At 71.8% G+C, this 16,418-nt stretch carries 14 protein-coding genes; 12 read left to right on the top strand and 2 right to left on the bottom strand.

The window, feature by feature from the left end:
* Nucleotides 1-45 precede the first annotated feature (45 nt).
* From GXW74_RS20990 to GXW74_RS20975, 4 genes are all read left to right on the top strand, one after another.
* Nucleotides 46-1,842: an amidohydrolase gene (locus GXW74_RS20990; RefSeq protein WP_211848516.1), complete on the top strand. Its 1,797-nt coding sequence runs from the start codon at nt 46-48 to the stop codon at nt 1,840-1,842.
* A gap of 197 nt (nt 1,843-2,039) precedes the next feature.
* Nucleotides 2,040-3,005 carry a Bug family tripartite tricarboxylate transporter substrate binding protein gene (locus GXW74_RS20985; RefSeq protein ID WP_211848515.1) on the top strand — a complete coding sequence of 322 codons (966 nt, stop codon included), beginning with the start codon at nt 2,040-2,042 and terminating at the stop codon, nt 3,003-3,005.
* Between the two features lie 31 nt (nt 3,006-3,036).
* Nucleotides 3,037-3,267, top strand: a complete 231-nt coding sequence (locus GXW74_RS20980; RefSeq protein ID WP_211848514.1) for a hypothetical protein — start codon at nt 3,037-3,039, stop codon at nt 3,265-3,267.
* A gap of 86 nt (nt 3,268-3,353) precedes the next feature.
* Nucleotides 3,354-3,719: a hypothetical protein gene (locus GXW74_RS20975; RefSeq protein WP_211848513.1), complete on the top strand. Its 366-nt coding sequence runs from the start codon at nt 3,354-3,356 to the stop codon at nt 3,717-3,719.
* A 1,058-nt stretch (nt 3,720-4,777) separates the two neighbouring features.
* On the opposite strand, the gene GXW74_RS20970 is transcribed toward GXW74_RS20975, so the two are convergent.
* Nucleotides 4,778-5,335: a histidine phosphatase family protein gene (locus tag GXW74_RS20970; protein WP_211848512.1), complete on the bottom strand. Its 558-nt coding sequence runs from the start codon at nt 5,333-5,335 to the stop codon at nt 4,778-4,780.
* A 126-nt stretch (nt 5,336-5,461) separates the two neighbouring features.
* On the opposite strand from GXW74_RS20970, the gene GXW74_RS20965 reads away from it, so the two are divergent.
* The 5 genes from GXW74_RS20965 to GXW74_RS20945 all read left to right on the top strand — a co-directional run bounded on the left by GXW74_RS20965 (nt 5,462) and on the right by GXW74_RS20945 (nt 10,762).
* Entirely contained in the window at nt 5,462-6,127 is a 666-nt protein-coding gene (locus GXW74_RS20965; RefSeq protein WP_211848511.1) for a Tim44/TimA family putative adaptor protein, read from the top strand.
* Between the two features lie 80 nt (nt 6,128-6,207).
* Entirely contained in the window at nt 6,208-7,539 is a 1,332-nt protein-coding gene (gene mltA, locus GXW74_RS20960) for a murein transglycosylase A (protein WP_246523793.1), read from the top strand.
* A 61-nt stretch (nt 7,540-7,600) separates the two neighbouring features.
* Entirely contained in the window at nt 7,601-8,626 is a 1,026-nt protein-coding gene (locus tag GXW74_RS20955) for an NAD-dependent epimerase/dehydratase family protein (protein ID WP_338148298.1), read from the top strand.
* On the top strand, nt 8,626-9,258 hold the full coding sequence (locus GXW74_RS20950) for a TetR family transcriptional regulator (RefSeq protein ID WP_211848509.1): 633 nt from the start codon (nt 8,626-8,628) through the stop codon (nt 9,256-9,258). The genes GXW74_RS20955 and GXW74_RS20950 overlap by 1 nt, the downstream gene beginning before the upstream one ends.
* Before the next feature lie 190 nt (nt 9,259-9,448).
* Nucleotides 9,449-10,762: a tetratricopeptide repeat protein gene (locus tag GXW74_RS20945; RefSeq protein WP_211848508.1), complete on the top strand. Its 1,314-nt coding sequence runs from the start codon at nt 9,449-9,451 to the stop codon at nt 10,760-10,762.
* A 69-nt stretch (nt 10,763-10,831) separates the two neighbouring features.
* Here the strand turns inward: GXW74_RS20945 and GXW74_RS20940 are convergent, their stop codons facing one another.
* On the bottom strand, nt 10,832-12,817 hold the full coding sequence (locus tag GXW74_RS20940) for a BTAD domain-containing putative transcriptional regulator (protein ID WP_211848507.1): 1,986 nt from the start codon (nt 12,815-12,817) through the stop codon (nt 10,832-10,834).
* A 132-nt stretch (nt 12,818-12,949) separates the two neighbouring features.
* Here GXW74_RS20940 and GXW74_RS20935 point away from each other — a divergent pair, with 132 nt between their 5' ends.
* The 3 genes from GXW74_RS20935 (at nt 12,950) to GXW74_RS20925 (ending at nt 16,400) form a co-directional block, all read left to right on the top strand.
* Nucleotides 12,950-14,008: a dihydrodipicolinate synthase family protein gene (locus GXW74_RS20935; RefSeq protein ID WP_211848506.1), complete on the top strand. Its 1,059-nt coding sequence runs from the start codon at nt 12,950-12,952 to the stop codon at nt 14,006-14,008.
* Nucleotides 14,009-14,021: 13 nt separating this feature from the next.
* On the top strand, nt 14,022-15,176 hold the full coding sequence (locus GXW74_RS20930) for a Gfo/Idh/MocA family protein (RefSeq protein WP_211848505.1): 1,155 nt from the start codon (nt 14,022-14,024) through the stop codon (nt 15,174-15,176).
* Nucleotides 15,177-15,239: 63 nt separating this feature from the next.
* Nucleotides 15,240-16,400: a dihydrodipicolinate synthase family protein gene (locus GXW74_RS20925; protein ID WP_211848555.1), complete on the top strand. Its 1,161-nt coding sequence runs from the start codon at nt 15,240-15,242 to the stop codon at nt 16,398-16,400.
* Nucleotides 16,401-16,418: the final 18 nt, after the last annotated feature.

The raw sequence follows: 16,418 nt of genomic DNA, 5'->3' as shown, positions 1-16,418 counted from the left end.
CTTCCCCGCCGCGGCGATGCCAGTGGTCAAGGGGGACAGCATTTCATGTGCATCGGTTGCAGCCCGCTGGGGCAGGCGCTCGCACGCGCGGGCGTTTCCCGGCGCTCCTTCCTGTCGGGCAGCGGGCGGCTCGCGCTCGGTGCGGCGGCGACGGGGTTCGGCGCACGTTTCAACTGCGCCGCGGCGCAGGGGCCGAGCGATCCTTCGGGTGCCGCGGATGCCATCTTCTCCGGCGGCACCATCCTGACGATGGACGATGCGCGCCCGACCGCCGAAGCAGTGGCCGTGCGTGGCGGACGCATCCTCGCCGTCGGCACGCGGGACGAGGTGAATGCCCGCCGCGGCGCCGGTACGCGCAGCATCGACCTCGCCGGCCGGACCATGCTGCCGGGCTTCTTCGATGCACATGGCCATGCGGTGTTCGTGGGGCTGCAGGCCGTCTCGGCCAACCTGCTGCCGGCGCCCGACGGGCAGGGCAACGACATCGCCGCGCTGCAGCGCCTGCTGCGCGAGTGGATGGCGCGCAGCCAGCCTGCCATCCGGCGCTACGGCCTCATCATCGGCTTCGGCTACGACGACAGCCAGCTCCGCGAACAGCGCCATCCGACGCGCGATGACCTCGATCAGGTCTCGACCGACACGCCGATCCTCATCATCCACCAGTCGGGGCATCTCGGCGTGGTGAACTCGAAGGCGCTGGAACTCGCCGGCATCACCGCGGCGACGGCGGACCCGGTGGGCGGCGTCTATCGCCGGCGCCCGGGCTCGCGCGAGCCCGACGGCGTGATCGAGGAGATCGCCTTCTTCTCCCTGCTCAGCAAGCTCGGGGAGCGCTTCGATCTCGACGCCTATCTCGCGATGATCCGCGCCGGGACGGAATTCTACGCGCGCTTCGGCTACACGACCTGCCAGGAGGCCCGCGCCTTCGGCGACACGGTCGGCCGGATCGCGGAAGCTGCGGAGCGCAACCTGCTGCCGATCGACCTGCTGGTCTATGCGGACATCGTCGCCGCCACGGACCAGATCAGGGCGCCCGCACTTTCGCGCGAATACCGCAACCGCTTCCGCATCGGCGGCGCCAAGCTCGTCATCGACGGCACGCCGCAGGGCAAGACCGCCTGGCTGACGCGGCCCTACTACGTGCCGCCGCCGGGCCAGCGCGGCGACTATGTCGGCTTTCCCGCCATCCCGTCGGAGAACGCCTTCGCCGCGGTGGACCGCGCCTTCGCCGAAGGCTGGCAGATCATCTGCCACTGCAACGGGGATGCGGCCTCCGATGTCTGGATCGCCGCGATCCGCGAGGCGACGCGCAAGCATGGCCGCGCCGATCGCCGCCCCGTCCTGATCCACGGACAGGTGCTGCGGGAGGACCAGATGGACGCGCTTCGCGCTCTCGACATCCTGCCTTCGCTGTTCCCGATGCACACCTTCTACTGGGGCGACTGGCACCGCGATTCCGTGCTGGGGCCGGAGCGCGCGGAGAACATCTCGCCGACCGGCTGGGCGATGCAGCGCGGGATGCGCTTCACCTCCCACCACGACGCGCCGGTCGCCAACCCGGATTCGATGCGGGTGCTCTCGGCCACCGTGACGCGGCGGACGCGCTCGGGCGACATCCTCGGCCCGCAGCACTGCGTGCCGGTGCCCGTGGCGCTGAAGGCGATGACGATCTGGGCCGCGCACCAGCATTTCGAGGAGGACCGGAAAGGCTCGATCGAGGTCGGGAAGCTGGCGGACTTCGCGGTGCTGTCGGGCAATCCGCTGGATGTCGAACCGGCGGCGCTGGCGGGCCTGAAGGTCGTGCAGACCTTCAAGGAAGGGGTCAGCATCTTCAGCGCGTAAGCCATCGGCAGCTCGTCGCAACCCTTGGCGCCCGGCTCTTCCTGCCCTGGGACGCCGGGCGCAAGCCGCCGGTGACCTCGATCGGCAGCAGGGTGGGGGCAGCTCCGCGCGGGTGGTCGAGCCGTTGCTCGACCCCACCCCTTGGCGCGCCCCGCCGCCGGCGGCAGATTGCCGCCCGCATCCACAAGGACAGGACGATGATCGGACGACGCGGCGCGATCGGCATGGGCCTGGGGCTGGCGGCGGGCGCCGCGCGGGCGCAGCCGGCCGGCTGGCCGGACCGTCCCTTTCGTCTCATCGTCGGCTACCCGGCCGGCGGTCCCTCGGATGTTTTCGCCCGGCTGATGGCCAACCAGATGGGCCCGCGCCTGGGCCAGAACGTGGTGGTGGAGAACCGGCCCGGCGGCGGCGCCGTTCTGGCCAGCGAAACCGCGGTCCGCGCCCCTGCCGACGGGCACACTTGGCTGCACGCCGACAATGGCATCCTGGTCTACAACCCGGCGCTCTACGTCCGGCTGCCCTATGATCCCGACCGCGACCTGACCGGGGTAGGTTTCATCGGCCGCTTCCCGCTCTACATCGTCTGCCGCGCCGACGCGCCCTGGGCCGATTTTCGAACACTGCTCGCGGCCAGCCAGGCCCGCGCACCGACCTATGGCAGCCCCGCGATCGCCTCCCCCCACCACCTCGCGATGGAACTGGTGAAGCGGCGTTCCGGCCTCGCCGCCGAGCACGTGCCCTATCGCGGCGGCCAGGCGGCGATGCAGGACCTGCTGGCCGGTAGCGTCGAGACGGTGATGATCGACACCGCCACCGGCCTGCCCTTCATCCGCGACGGCCGCGTCCGCGCGCTCGCCGTGCTGACGGAGGAGCGCACCGTCGAGGTCCCCGACGTCCCGACGATGCGCGAAACCGGCTACGACGCCGTCGCCTTCGGCTGGCAGGGCATCAGCGTGCCGAAGGGCACCCCCGCGCCGATCATCGCGCGCCTGAACGCGGAACTGGTCCGCGCCGTGGCCTCGGACGAGGTGCAGGCCCGCACCCGCGCCCTTGGCATCCAGACCACCCGCTGGAGCGCCGCCGAGTTCGATGCCTTCGTCGCCACGGAGAACGCGCTGTGGCGGCCGCTGATCCGGGATCTCGGGATACGGCTGGATTCTTGACCCGGCCGCACCGCTTGCCCAAGTTGCGGGCATGACACGGCGAGCCTGGATCCTGGCCCTTATGGCCTCGGCTGCCGCCCTGCCGGCGGCGGCCTCGGAAGGAGCGGTGCAGCGCGCGGGACGCGCGGTGGAGCGCGGCGCCAAGCGCACCGGCGAAGCGGTCGAGCGCGGCGCCCGCCGCACCGGCTCCGCGCTTGAACGCGCAGCGGACTGGACCGGGCGCAAGCTCCGCCGCGCCGGGCAATGGGCCTTCGGGGACTGACCGCCACGCTGTCGCCACCGGCGCAGGCCGTCATTCCGGCCGCGCCGCGCCGGGCATACCGGCGCATGATCCCGCTGGAGGCATCGATGCGTCTCGTCCCTGCCACCCTGATCCTGGCCATGGCCGCCGCGCCCGCCTTGGCGCAGACGGCCGGCAGCCTGCCGCCGCCGGTGCCGCGGCCGGCCGAACCCGCCCCCGCCCAGGCTGCCCCCGCACCTGCACCGCAAGCGGGCTTCGGCGAGCGCACCGGCGCTGCGATCGACCGCGCGGCGGATCAGACCGGCCAGGCCTTGGGGCGCGCGGCCGAGGAAACCGGTTCGGCTGTCGGCCGCGCCATGCGCTGGACCGGCCAGCAGATGCAGGGCGCCGGCGAATGGACCATGCGGCAGGGAGACCGCATGGGCGCGCAGCCCGCCGCCCCGGCACAGCCAGCGACGCCCGCGCGGCCCTGAGCCGCGTCGCCCGTCGCAGTTGCGCATGGATTTCCGAGCCGCTTGGGCGGTCGTTCCCGATCCTGCGGGATCGCACGCCATCGTTGCCGGAGCCGCTTCCGATCGGCCGGTTTCGCCTGATCGGGCGAAGCGGCCTGAGGCATCGTGCCGCCGAACCTGGCCGACGACCTCGTCGGCCAGAGCCGGAGGCATGGCGCGCGGCGCCGGGTGCGGCGGCCGTGGTCGAAACCGGCATCCCGATGTCGGTTGAGCGGGTCTTGGCAGCCACGGTTCCTTGTCCCGAATGATGGCGTTGAGGATGGCGAGGAGCTTTCGCGCGACGGCCATGATCGCGCCCATTGCGCGCTTGCCGGCGGCGACCAGGCGGTTGCGAAAGGCCTTGAGAGCGGGGTTGTGCCGGATGGCGGTGGCGGCACCCATGTGCAAGGGGCGGCCCGGAGGCAGGCGCGGCCACCGCCGATGAAGCCGCCCACGGGCCGGACTGACGCGTCCAGGGCGTGAGGCCGGCCAGCGCAGCGCGTCGAGCCGGCCGATCTCGGGCGGTTCGGCGATTGTGGTCCGCGCGATGGCGGGACCGATGCCGGGGACGGAGGTGAGCAGATCCTCGTTTTCGCGTCGGGCGGGGCTGCCGCGAAAGTCGTCGTCGATCCCGCTGTCGAGCTCGGAGAGCTCGCGCTGCGGGGCGTCGAATGGGTGGGCGATGCCGCGCCGCAGGCGACGCTCCGGGAAGCGCTTCAGGCGCCGCCGTCCGGGAACCGTCATGGCGATGATCTGGCGGTGGCGGGCGACGAGGTCGGCGAGACGCCGGGTGGCCTCGCCGGGCAACGGGCGGATGGCCGGGCGCGCGGCGGACACGAAGGTGGCGATCAGTCGGGCGTCGATCGGATCGGTCTACGCGCGCTGACCAAGGGCATGGCCGAAGTCGCGGAGCTGGGCCGGGTTGACGACGACGACCGGCAAACCGGCGGCGCCGAGGGTTGCGGCGACAATGGTTTCCTAGCCGCCGGAGGCGACGCCCGACGCTTGACGGCGCATGAAACTGAAAGTGACCGCCGGGATCAGTGGTGCTTCCAGACGACCGTGTCCGGACCCGGTATCGTCGGATCGACCCGCAGCATCTGGCCGTTCATCACGCTCTGCCCGGTGAAGGCAAGGATGAAGCCCCAGTGCGAGACCACCAGCGTATGCGCCCAGTCGTCGAGCGCGGCCATCTCGGCACGGAACAGGGAAGCGCGGCCCTCGACCTGCGCGGCGGGTTCCTCTTCCGCCGGCCACCAGACCTCCTCGAGATGGGTGAAATCCACCTCCGGGAAGGCCATGCCGAGCTCCGTCGTCGGACTGCCGATGTCGCAGGAGAAGGCGTAGCGTTCCCGCACCACCGGCGTGACGGTCAGCCGCAGCCCGAGGCGCCGCGCCACCGGCAACGCCGTCTGGATGGCGCGGCGATAGGGGGAGACGACGATGCGGCGGATCTCCTCCCGCGCCAGCGCCTCGGCCGCGGCGCCCGCCTGGCTGTGGCCGAGCGGCGTCAGCACCGGGTCCACGATGCCCGGGTCCCTACGCGTCTGGGTGAAGAGCAGGTTGAATTCGCTCTGTCCGTGACGGAGCAGGATCATGCGGCGCTTTCCCTCGGCCCGGCCGAGAACCGGGGTAGCGGGCGGCGTGGCTGCCGGCAACTACCCGCGGGTGATGTTGCGGCGGCGGCAACGCGGCCCTAAGTGAAGGGCTGCAAGGAGTTTCCCATGACAGGCGGCCTGCCGATCGATCTGATACTCTTCGCCATGGTCGCGGCGTTCCTGGTGCTGCGTCTGCGGAGCGTGCTCGGCAAACGCACCGGCTTCGAGCGGCCGCAGGGCGAGGCGGCGCCCGGCCTTGGCCAGGCCCCTGCCGGGCGGGAGGCGGAGGCGATCGCCCCGCCCCCGTCCGAGGCCGGCCGGCGCGCAGTGCCCGACCCGCGTTCGCCCGTCGGCCAGGCCCTGATGCGCATCCGCGGCGCCGACCCCGCCTTCGATCCCATCGCCTTCCTGGGCGGCGCCGAGGGCGCCTTCCGCATGATCATCGAGGCCTTCGCCGCCGGCGATCGCGGCACGCTGCGCAACCTGCTCTCGGACGAGGCCTATGCCGGCTTCGAGGGCGCCATTGCCAGCCGCGAGCAGGCCGGGGAAACCCAGCGCACGGAACTCCGCGCCATCCACGACATGTCGATCGAGGCAGCCGATCTGCGCGGCAGCGTCGCCGACATCACCGTGCGCATCGTCTCCGACCAGGTGAACCTGACCACCGGCCGCGACGGCACGATCAGCGCCGGCGCCGAGGCTGTGACTGAGATCACCGACCTCTGGACCTTCCAGCGCGATCTTTCCTCGACCGATCCTACCTGGAAGCTGGTGGGAACCCGGCCCGCCTGAGCCCAGGGCCGGGGCGTCCGCGGCACTCCATCAGCCCCCGGAGAGTCGCGGCGCCGGCCGGGCTGGAGTATCAATCGTTCATGGTCCGGAAGGACATCTTCGGCCGCGCCGTTCTGGCGGCGGCGATGCTGGTCGCGGCGTTCTTCGTCCGCCCGGCGGCCGCGCAGCATGGCGGCCCCACGCCGGACCCCGAGCCGCCAGCACGGCAGGGAGAGGAGGCACCGCCGCCCGCCCCGCCCTTGCTGCGCCCCGTCTCCTTCGAGGATCTCCCTGGCTGGCCCTCGGATGGTCATGCCGAGATCCTGCCGGCTCTTCACGCAAGCTGCGCCGCGATCCGCCCGATGCGGCCGGACTATGCGCTCGGCGGCCAGGGTGAAGCCGCGCTGCGCGCCGGCAGCGCCAGCACCTGGCAGACCATCTGTCTTGAGCTGCGGGCGCTGGAGCGCGACCTGCCGCGGCCGCCCCGCCGCGGCGCGGGCCGCGCCCATGAACGCCGGGTCGCCGCCTGGCAGGCGGAACGCCACCTGGCGGTGCGGCGCTTCCTCGAAGCCCGCTTCGAGGCCTTCGCCGCCGGCAGCGGCATCATGACCGGCTACTACGAGCCCATCCTGCGCGGAGCGACCGAGCCGAGCGAGGTATTCCGCACGCCGTTGCATGCCCGCCCGCCGGAGCTGGCGGAACTCCCGGTCATCGGCAATCCGATGCGCCGCCGCTACGGCATGATGGTGGAGGGCAGGCTCGAACCCTTCCCCGACCGCGCGGCGATCGACACCGGCGCGCTGGAGGGGCGCGGGCTCGAGCTGGTGTGGGTGGACGACCCGGCCGATGCCTTCTTCCTGCACATTCAGGGCTCCGGCCGCGTCATCCTGCCGAGCGGCGAGATGATCCGCGTCGGCTTCGCCGGCCACAACGGCCGCGGCTACGTCTCGATCGGCCGGCTGCTGATCGAGCGCGGGGAGATCGCGCGCGAGCAGATGTCTATGCAGGCGCTCCGTGCCTGGCTGGCCACGGCGGGACATGAGCGAGCGACCGAACTGCTGCGCGGCAATCCCTCCTACGTCTTCTTCCGGCGCGTGGAGGGGCTGGCGCCCGACCAGGGGCCGATCGGCGCGCTCGGCGTGCCGTTGACGCCGCAGCGCAGTGTCGCGGTGGACCGCGCCTTCATCCCGCTCGGCCTGCCGATGTTCGTCACCGTGCGCGACCCCGCCGCGCGGCGGGACACGCCGCCGGCAGGCCGGCTGGTGGTGGCGCAGGACACCGGGGGCGCGATCCGCGGCCCTGCCCGCACCGACTTCTTCTGGGGCTGGGGGCCGGAGGCCGGGGACCGGGCCGGGCGCATGCGCGACGAGGCCGAGGTCTTCCTGCTGCTGCCCCGGCCGGTCGAGGTCGCCGCCGCGCAGGAGGCGCGCTGACCGCGCGCTGATGGACAGCCTTCCTGCAGGGGGGCAAGGATGCCCGGCAGGAGGAACCGCCGTGCAGGACTGGCCGACGACCATTGCCGACGAGACCGCGCTCGAGGAGGTGCTCTCGCGCCCCGATCGGGCGCTGGCGGAAGATCTCGCCGCCGCGCCGGGCGACATCCTGGTGCTCGGCGCCGCCGGCAAGATGGGCCCGACCCTGTGCCGCCAGGCGAAGCGCGCCGACCCCTCGCGCCGCGTCATCGCCGTTGCGCGGTGGTCGGAGGATGGGCTGCGGGCGCGGATGGAATCCTGGGGCGTCGAATGCCTCGCCGCCGACCTGACCGACCGCGCCGCGCTCGCCGCCCTGCCCGACGCCCCCAACGTCGTGTTCATGGCGGCGCGCAAGTTCGGCTCCAGCGGCAACGAGCCGCTGACCTGGGCGATGAACGTGCTGCTCCCGGCGATGGTCGCCGAACGCTGGGCGTCCTCGCGCGTCGTCTTCTTCTCGACCGGCAACGTGCTGCCGCTGGTGCCGGTCACTTCGGGCGGCGCGGGGGAGGACACGGCGCCGGCGCCGGTGGGCGACTACGCGGCCTCCTGCCTCGGGCGCGAGCGGGTGTTCCAGCACGCCGCGGCGACCCGCGGCACGCCCTGCTTCGGCATCCGGCTGAACTACGCGATCGACCTGCGCTACGGCGTGCTGCACGACATCGCCACCAGGGTACTGGAGGAACGGCCCGTGCCGCTCGCCATGGGTCATGCCAATGTGATCTGGCAGGGCGATGCCAATGCCTGGACGTTGCGCGCGCTGCGCCGCGCCGATCCGTCCTGCCCCATCCTCAACGTGACGGGGCCGGAGACGGTCTCCGTCCGCTGGGTCGCGCAGCAGTTCGGCCGCCGCTTCGGCAAGGCGCCGTTGCTGGAGGGGCAGGAGGCGCCGGATGCGCTGCTTTCCAACGCCGCGCGGGCCTTCGCGGCATTCGGCTATCCTTCCGTGCCGCTGGCGCGGATGCTCGACTGGGTGGCGGAATGGGTGGCGCACGGCGGACGGTCGCTTGGCAAGGCGACCAAGTTCGAGGTGCGGAACGGCCGGTTCTGATGGATGCGCCACGCCCCCTTTCGCCCCGTGCCGCGGCGACGCGCCAGCGCATCCTGGACGCGGCGCTGACCGAATTCGCCCTGAACGGCCTGGCCGGCGCGCGGGTCGACGAGATCGCCGCGCGCTCCGGCGCCAACAAGCGCATGCTCTACGCGCATTTCGGCTCGAAGGAGGAGCTCTGGCTGACCGTGCTGGAGCACGCCTATGCCGCCAAGCGCGCCGAGGAGCGCGCGCTGGAGGTCGAGCACCTCGAACCCGTCGAGGCTATGTCCCGCCTGGTGCGCTTCAACCTGCGCTACACCGCGGCGCATCCGGAATTCGTCGCCCTGCTCAACCAGGAGAACATCCATCGCGCGGCGTATCTCAAGCGCAGCGCGGAGGTGCCGGCGATGTACTCACCGCTGCTCGACAGCCTGCGCGCCGTGCTGAAGCGCGGCGAGGACGCCGGCGCCTTCCGCCGCGGCGTCGATGCGCTGCAGCTCTATGTGACGATGCTCGGCCTCGGGCATTTCTGGGTGGCGAACCGGCACACGCTGTCGACCATCTTCGGCGAGGATCTCGGCACCGAGGCCGCGCTGGAGGCGCGGGAGAAGCACGTCGTCGAGGTGGTGCTGGGCTATCTGCGCCCCTGACCGACCGTTCGAGAAAGCGCCGGCCGGCGCATGCTCGAATCCTGCGCCGGCATTCTCGAATGATCTGCGAGCGCGCCCGTGGCGTGATGCGGGTCACGTGTTTCACGCCGGCGTCACGCCGGTCTTGCGTCCGGCCTCACGCCAGGCCGGCTAGATCGCCGCCGTCAGCCAGGAAGGACAGGAGGACGGCATGATCATCACCGACGGCATGGGCAACGCCCTGAGCGGCGCGAGCGCCGCGGCCCGCGACATCTACGCGCAGGCCCTCGCGGAATTCCGCATCTACAGCGGCGACCCGGTTGCCACCGCGCAGCGCGCGGTCGAGGACAGCCCGGGCTTCGTCATGGGCCACGCGCTGCTCGCCTGGCTCTGCCTGCTCGGCACCGAGCCCGCGGGCATTCCCGTCGCGCGGGAGGCGATCGCCGCGGCGCGGCGCCTGCCGATGACGGAGCAGGAACGCGGGCATGTCGCCGCGCTGTCCCACCTCGTGGAAGGCGACTGGTGGGCGGCGTCCCGCACCATGGAGGATGTCGCCATCGCGCATCCGCGCGACATGCTGGCGCTGCAGTGCGGCCACCAGATCGACTTCTTCACCGGCCATGCGCGCATGCTGCGCGATCGCATCGCGCGCGCATTGCCGGCCTGGAACGCGGGCATGCCCGGCTACCACGCCATGCTGTCGATGCATGCCTTCGGCCTCGAGGAGATGGGCGACTACGCCGCCGCCGAGCGCGCCGGCCGTCGCGCCGTCGAGATGGAACCGCGCGACGGCTGGGGCCAGCACGCGGTCGCCCATGTGCTGGAGATGCAGAACCGCGTGGAGGACGGCATCACCTGGATGCGCGCCAATCCGGATGCATGGTCCAGGGACTCCTTCTTCGCCGTTCACAACTGGTGGCACCTGGCGCTGTATCACCTGGAACGCGGCGAGATCGCCGAGGTGCTCGCGCTCTACGACGGGCCGGTCAGGGGCGGTCAGAGCAGCATCGTGCTGGACCTGGTCGACGCCACCGCCATGCTGTGGCGGCTGCATCTGCGCGGCCTGGATGTCGGCAACCGCTGGCAGGCCGTGGCCGACCAGTGGGAGACCGTCGGCGGCGCCGGGTCCTACGCCTTCAACGACTGGCATGCGGCGATGGCCTTCCTCCGCGCGGACCGGCCGGGGCCGCTGGAGGCACTGATCGAGGCCGCGACGCGCGCCGCGTCCGGCGCCGGCGACAACGCCATGTTCACGCGCGACGTCGGCCTGCCGCTGATCCGGGGCGTGAAGGCCTTCGCCGAGGACGACCACGCCATGGCGACGCGGCGGCTGCGCGCGGTGCGCAACATCGCGCACCGCTTCGGCGGCAGCCATGCGCAGCGCGACCTGATCGACCTGACGCTGATCGAGGCCGCGCTGCGCGGCGGCGATGCGGCGCTGAGCGAGGCGCTGGTGGCGGAACGGGCGGCGATCCGGCCGCATTCGCCGGTGGTGCTGGACTTCACGCGGCGGCTGGCGGCGTGAAGGTTGGGGGAGGGTGAACCTCCCCCAAACCCCCTCCCTTCTCTGTCACCTGGGAACTGACAGCGGAAGTCAGTCCCCAGGTCTCAAAAAAGGTTGGGGGGTTCGGGGGGAAGTTCTCTTCCCCCCGTCTTCCAACCCTGCCTTTCTCGCGCCGTCCATCAGCCGTGCCAGATCTTCCGCCCGTCGGAACGGGTTCACATGCGCGAGCCAGCGCGCCGCCTCTCCCGGCTTCGGAGCGCGCCCGAAGGTGATGCGCTCGCGGAAGCGCGCCTGGAAGCGTTCCAGCGCCGCCGCGGCGTCATCGAGGCGCCCGAGATGCGCCAGCGCCGCCGCCCGCCAGGCCTCCATGTCCGTCGCGATCTCCGGCGCGCGGTCCGCCAGCGCGAGCGCACCGCGGTAGTCGCCAAGGCAGAAGGCCGGGATCGCCGCATAGGCGAAGTACCAGTCGTCATGGAACGGGTTCAGCCTGGCCGCGAGCGCCGCGGCATCCCGCCCCTGCTCCGGCCGCCCGAGCATGCAGTGGGTGAGCGCGAGCTGCGTCTGCAGGTCGGCGTCGTGCGGGTTGAGCGCCTCGGCGCGCGCAAGGTGGTGGTCCGCGCGGTCGAAGTCGCGGCGATAGAGGAAGACCCGGCCGAGGATCATGTGCGCGAGCGGGTCCGACTCGTCGAGCGCGACGGCGCGCTGGGCGTGGGTGAAGGCGCCGTGCTCGCGCTCCGTCCAGCGGTCCCAGGCCATGCAGGACCAGTCGTTGAAGTTGACGAGGGACAGCCCGGCCTCGGCGCGCGCGAAGCCTGGGTCGAGGTCGAGGGCGCGGCGGAACAGCGCCTCCGCTTCGCGCGCGCGGGCCTCATCGCCGGTGCGCAGCAGGAACAGGCCGCGCAGCCAGCATTCCCAGGCGCGCAGGTCGGCAGCGGGCCGCTGGCGCGCCTCGCGCACCAGGTTCTGTTCGAGCCGCTTGGCGAGGGTGCCGGCGATGGCCGCGACCATCTCATCCTCGATCGCCGGCAGCCGGTCCGCCGGCAGGTCGAGGCGCTGCGCCCACAGGTGCCGCCCTTCCCGCACATCCGTCAGGTCCGCGGTCAGGCGCACCTGCGTCCCGGCGCGCCGCAGGCTGCCGGTGAGCAGGTAGCGCGCGCCGAGCCGCGTCGCGGTCTCGGTCATCGGCGCGCCCGGTTCGTGCGCCGCCGCGACGGAGGCGGCAGCGACGACGTGCAGCACGCGGAAGCGGGAGAGGGCGGCGGTCAGGTCTTCCGCGAAGGCCTGCGCCAGCCAGCCATGCGCCGGGTCGTCGGAGAGGTCCGTGAAGGGCAGCACGGCAAGCGCCGGGCGGTCGTCGCCCTCGCCTTCCTGGGCCTGCGGGGCGCGAATGCGGGCGCGCAGCTCCTCGGTGGCCGGGGACGGCGGCACGCCGAACTCGCGCTGCAGCGCGTCCCGGCACTTCGCGTATTGCCGCATCGCGGCACCGAGCGCGCCTTCGGCGAGATGCGCGCGGATCAACGCCTGATGCGCATCCTCGGCGGCCGGCTCGACGGTGAGCAGCGCGGTGGCGAGGGTGGTGGCCGATGCGCCCCCTGCCTGAGCCAGTGCGGCGCCGAGCGCGGCGGCCAGGCGGTCGCGCAGCCGGGCGGCCTCGTCGCGGCGCCAATCCTCGAAGGCATCGCTGCCGGCGTCGAAGCCGGCGAGGAGTTCGCCCGCATGCAGTGCGGCGGCTTCCGCCAGCCGGGATGGGTCGGCAAGGGCGCGCTCGAAGGCGGCAACGTCGCTCTCGACCTGGTCGGCCGGCAGCAGCAGGTCGTCGCCCTCGGCGACCGGCAGAGGCGAACCCTCGCCGAGGTCCTTGCGCAGCATCGCCAGCGCCTGGCGCAGGCTGGTGCGCGCCGCGGCCTCCCCGCTCTCCGGCCAGAGGAGGGCGGCGAGGCGTGCGCGCGGCACAGGGATGCCCGGCCGCAGGCCGAGCAGCGCCAGCAGCGCCGCCGCCTTGCGGGTCGTCGGGCGCAGCCTCCCGCGCTCCCGCACGGCCTCGAAGCCGCCGAGAAGGCGGAGGCGCAGCGTCACCGGGCCCTCGTCATGTCGTCACCATAGCGGAATTGTCCGGGACTTCGCTTCGGCCTTCGACGAAACGAGCGGCTTGACCCCCGGATGCGCCCCGGTAGAGTAACCAGGTAGTTACTGATCGGGGAGGAAGGCGTGGGTCTGCGCTGGCAGGACTGGCCGGAGGGCCTTGCCGCACGGCTGAGGGCCGGCTGTGCCATCCCGGCGCACCCCTTGGCGCTGGACGCGTCGCGGGCGCTGGATGCGCGGCGGCAGAAGGCGTTGTCGCGCTACTACCTCGATGCCGGGGCCGGGGGGCTGGCGGTCGGCGTGCACACGACGCAGTTCGCCATCCGCGACCGCGGCCTGTACGAACCGGTGCTGCGCATCGCGGCCGAGGCCGCCGCCGAGCGCGCGGAAGCACCGATCCTGGTGGCCGGCGCGATCGGCAGGACGGCGCAGGCGGTCGCGGAGGCGCGGATCGCGCGCGGCCTCGGCTACCACGCGATGCTGCTCTCGCTGGCCGCCTGGAAGGGCGCAAGCGAGGACGAGATCGTCGCGCATTGCGCGGCCGTCGCGGCCGAGATGCCGCTCTTCGGCTTCTACCTCCAGCCGGCGGTGGGCGGGCTGCCGCTGCCGGCGCCCTTCTGGCGGCGTTTCGCCGCGATCCCGAATGTCGTCGCGATCAAGATCGCGCCCTTCAACCGCTATGCGACGCTCGATGTGCTGCGCGGCGTGCTGGAAGCGGGGGCGGAGGAGCGCGTCGCGCTCTACACCGGCAATGACGACCACATCGTCGCGGATCTGCTGACGCCGTTCAGGCTCTCGCATGAAGGGCGGCTGGCCACGTTGCGCATCGTCGGCGGGCTTCTCGGGCACTGGAGCGTGTGGACGCGCGCGGCGGCGCAACTGCAGGCCCGCTGCCGCGAGGCCGCGCTGCAGAACCATGTGCCGGCGGACCTGCTCGCGCTCGATGCGGCGGTGACGGAGATGAACGCCGCGGTCTTCGACGTGGCGCATGATTTCCACGGCGTCATCGCCGGCTGCCACGAGGTGCTGCGCCGGCAGGGGCTGCTCGAAGGCACCTGGTGCCTCGACGAACGTGAATCGCTCTCGCCTGGACAGGCGGAGCTGCTGACCGCGGTCGCCGAACGCTATCCGCTGCTGACGGATGACGACTTCGTCGCCACCAACCTGCATCGCTGGCTCTCGTAAGGACATCGCGCACATGGCGGAACGCCGCATCGGCCTCATCATGAACGGCGTCACCGGCCGGATGGGGATGAACCAGCACCTGATCCGCTCGATCGCGGCGATCCGAGCCGATGGCGGCGTGAGGCTCGCCAATGGCGACACCATCATGCCGGACCCGGTGATCGTCGGGCGCAACCGCGCGAAGCTCGAGGTGCTGGCGAAGGCGCACGGGATTTCGCGGGTCAGCACCGATCTCGACGCCTGCCTCGCCGACCCGAAGGACGAGATCTTCTTCGACGCGGCGACGACCCAGATGCGTGCCGGCCTGCTGCGCAAGGCGATCGAAGCCGGCAAGCACATCTATTGCGAGAAGCCGACCGCCGACACGCTGGCCGATGCGCTGGACGTCGCGAGGCTGGCGAAGGCCGCCGGCATCAAGAACGGCGTGGTGCAGGACAAGCTGTTCCTGCCCGGGCTGCGCAAGCTGAAGATGGTGATCGAGTCCGGCTTCCTCGGCCGCATCTGCTCGGTGAAGGGCGAGTTCGGCTATTGGGTCTTCGAAGGCGACCTGCAGCCCGCCCAGCGCCCCTCCTGGAACTACAAGAAGGCCGAGGGCGGAGGCATCATCCTCGATATGCTCTGTCACTGGCGCTACGTGCTGGACAATCTGTTCGGCAATGTGGAGGCGGTGTCCTGCCTCGGCGCCGTGCACATCCCCGAACGCATCGGGGAGGACGGCAGGCCCTACAAGGCCGATGCCGACGACGCGGCCTATGCCACCTTCCAGCTCGAAGGCGGGATCGTCGCGCACATCAACTCCTCCTGGGTGACGCGCGTGCGCCGCGATGATCTCGTGACCTTCCAGGTGGACGGCACGCATGGGTCCGCGATCTGCGGCCTTCACAAGTGCTGGACGCAATCGCGCGTGGCGACGCCGAAGCCGGTGTGGAATCCCGACCAGCCGCAGACCATCGACTTCTTCGCCGGCTGGCAGGAAGTGCCGACGACGCAGGACTTCCCCAACGGCTTCCGCGTGCAGTGGGAGGAGTTCCTCAAGCACGTCGCGGGCGAACGCGCGGACTATCCCTGGAACCTGCTGGCCGGTGCCAAGGGCGTGCAACTCGCCGAAGCCGGCCTGAAGTCCTGGGCCGAGCGCCGCTGGATCGACCTGCCGAAGCTGGAGGCGTGATCCGACGACCGGGACGCCGATGGGCGTGCAGGCCGTGACCGGATCGCCAAGGGAGCAACGATGATGCCGACGATCAACCTGCCGAACGGCAATGGCGCGCTGGAGGCCTTCTCCACCTCCACCCCGCGCGATTTCCCCAAGGCCACGCCGCCCTTCCCGCGCGTGGCGCTGGCCGCCGCGCACGTGGTGGCCGATCCGCTCGTCGAGCAGGACCCCTGGCTCGACGTGAAGATCGACTGGGACCGCACCATCGCGTTCCGGAGATACCTCTGGTCGCTCGGCCTCGGCGTGGCGGAGGCGATGGACACGGCGCAGCGTGGCATGGGCCTCGACTGGTCCGGTGCGCAGGAACTGATCCGCCGTTCGCTCGACGCGATGAAGGAGGTGCCGGGCGCGGTGATGGCGTCCGGCGCCGGCACCGACCACCTCACCCCCGGCCCGGAGGTGACGGTGGACGACGTCATCCGCGCCTATGAGGAACAGTGCGAGGCCGTCGAGGCGATGGGCGGACGCATCATCCTCATGGCTTCCCGCGCACTCGCCAAGGCCGCCCGCTCCCCGGCGGACTACGAGCGCGTCTATGGCCGTATCCTGTCGCAGGTGAGGCAGCCGGTGATCATCCACTGGCTCGGCGAGATGTTCGACCCGGCGCTGGAGGGCTACTGGGGCAACCACGACCACATGGCAGCGATGGAGACGGCGCTCGCCGTCATCCACGCCCATGCCGACAAGGTCGATGGCGTGAAGATCTCGCTTCTGGACGACAGGAAGGAGATCGCGATGCGCCGCCGCCTGCCCCGCGGCGTGCGCATGTACACCGGCGACGACTTCAACTACGCGGAACTGATCGCCGGCGACGAGCAGGGCCATTCGGATGCGCTGCTCGGCATCTTCGACCCGATCGCGCCGGCGGTGGGCGGTGCGCTCGCGGCGCTGTCGCGCAACGACCTCGGCACCTTCCACGACATCCTGGCGCCGACCGTCCCGCTGTCGCGCCACATCTTCCGGGCGCCGACGCGTTTCTACAAGACCGGCGTGGTGTTCATGGCCTGGCTGAACGGGCACCAGGACCACTTCGTGATGGTGGGCGGGCAGCAGTCGACGCGGTCGATCCGGCATTTCTCGGATCTGTTCCGCCTGGCCGACAGGGCCGGGCTGCTGCGGGATCCGGAGATGGCAGCGGCGCGGATGCGCACGCTGCTCGCGCTGCACGGGGTCGCGTGATGGGTACGGGCACGCGGA

Source organism: Neoroseomonas eburnea (assembly GCF_018129005.1).
GTDB classification, from domain to species: Bacteria; Pseudomonadota; Alphaproteobacteria; order Acetobacterales; family Acetobacteraceae; genus Neoroseomonas; species Neoroseomonas eburnea.
This window is presented reverse-complemented; position numbering and strand designations above follow the sequence as displayed.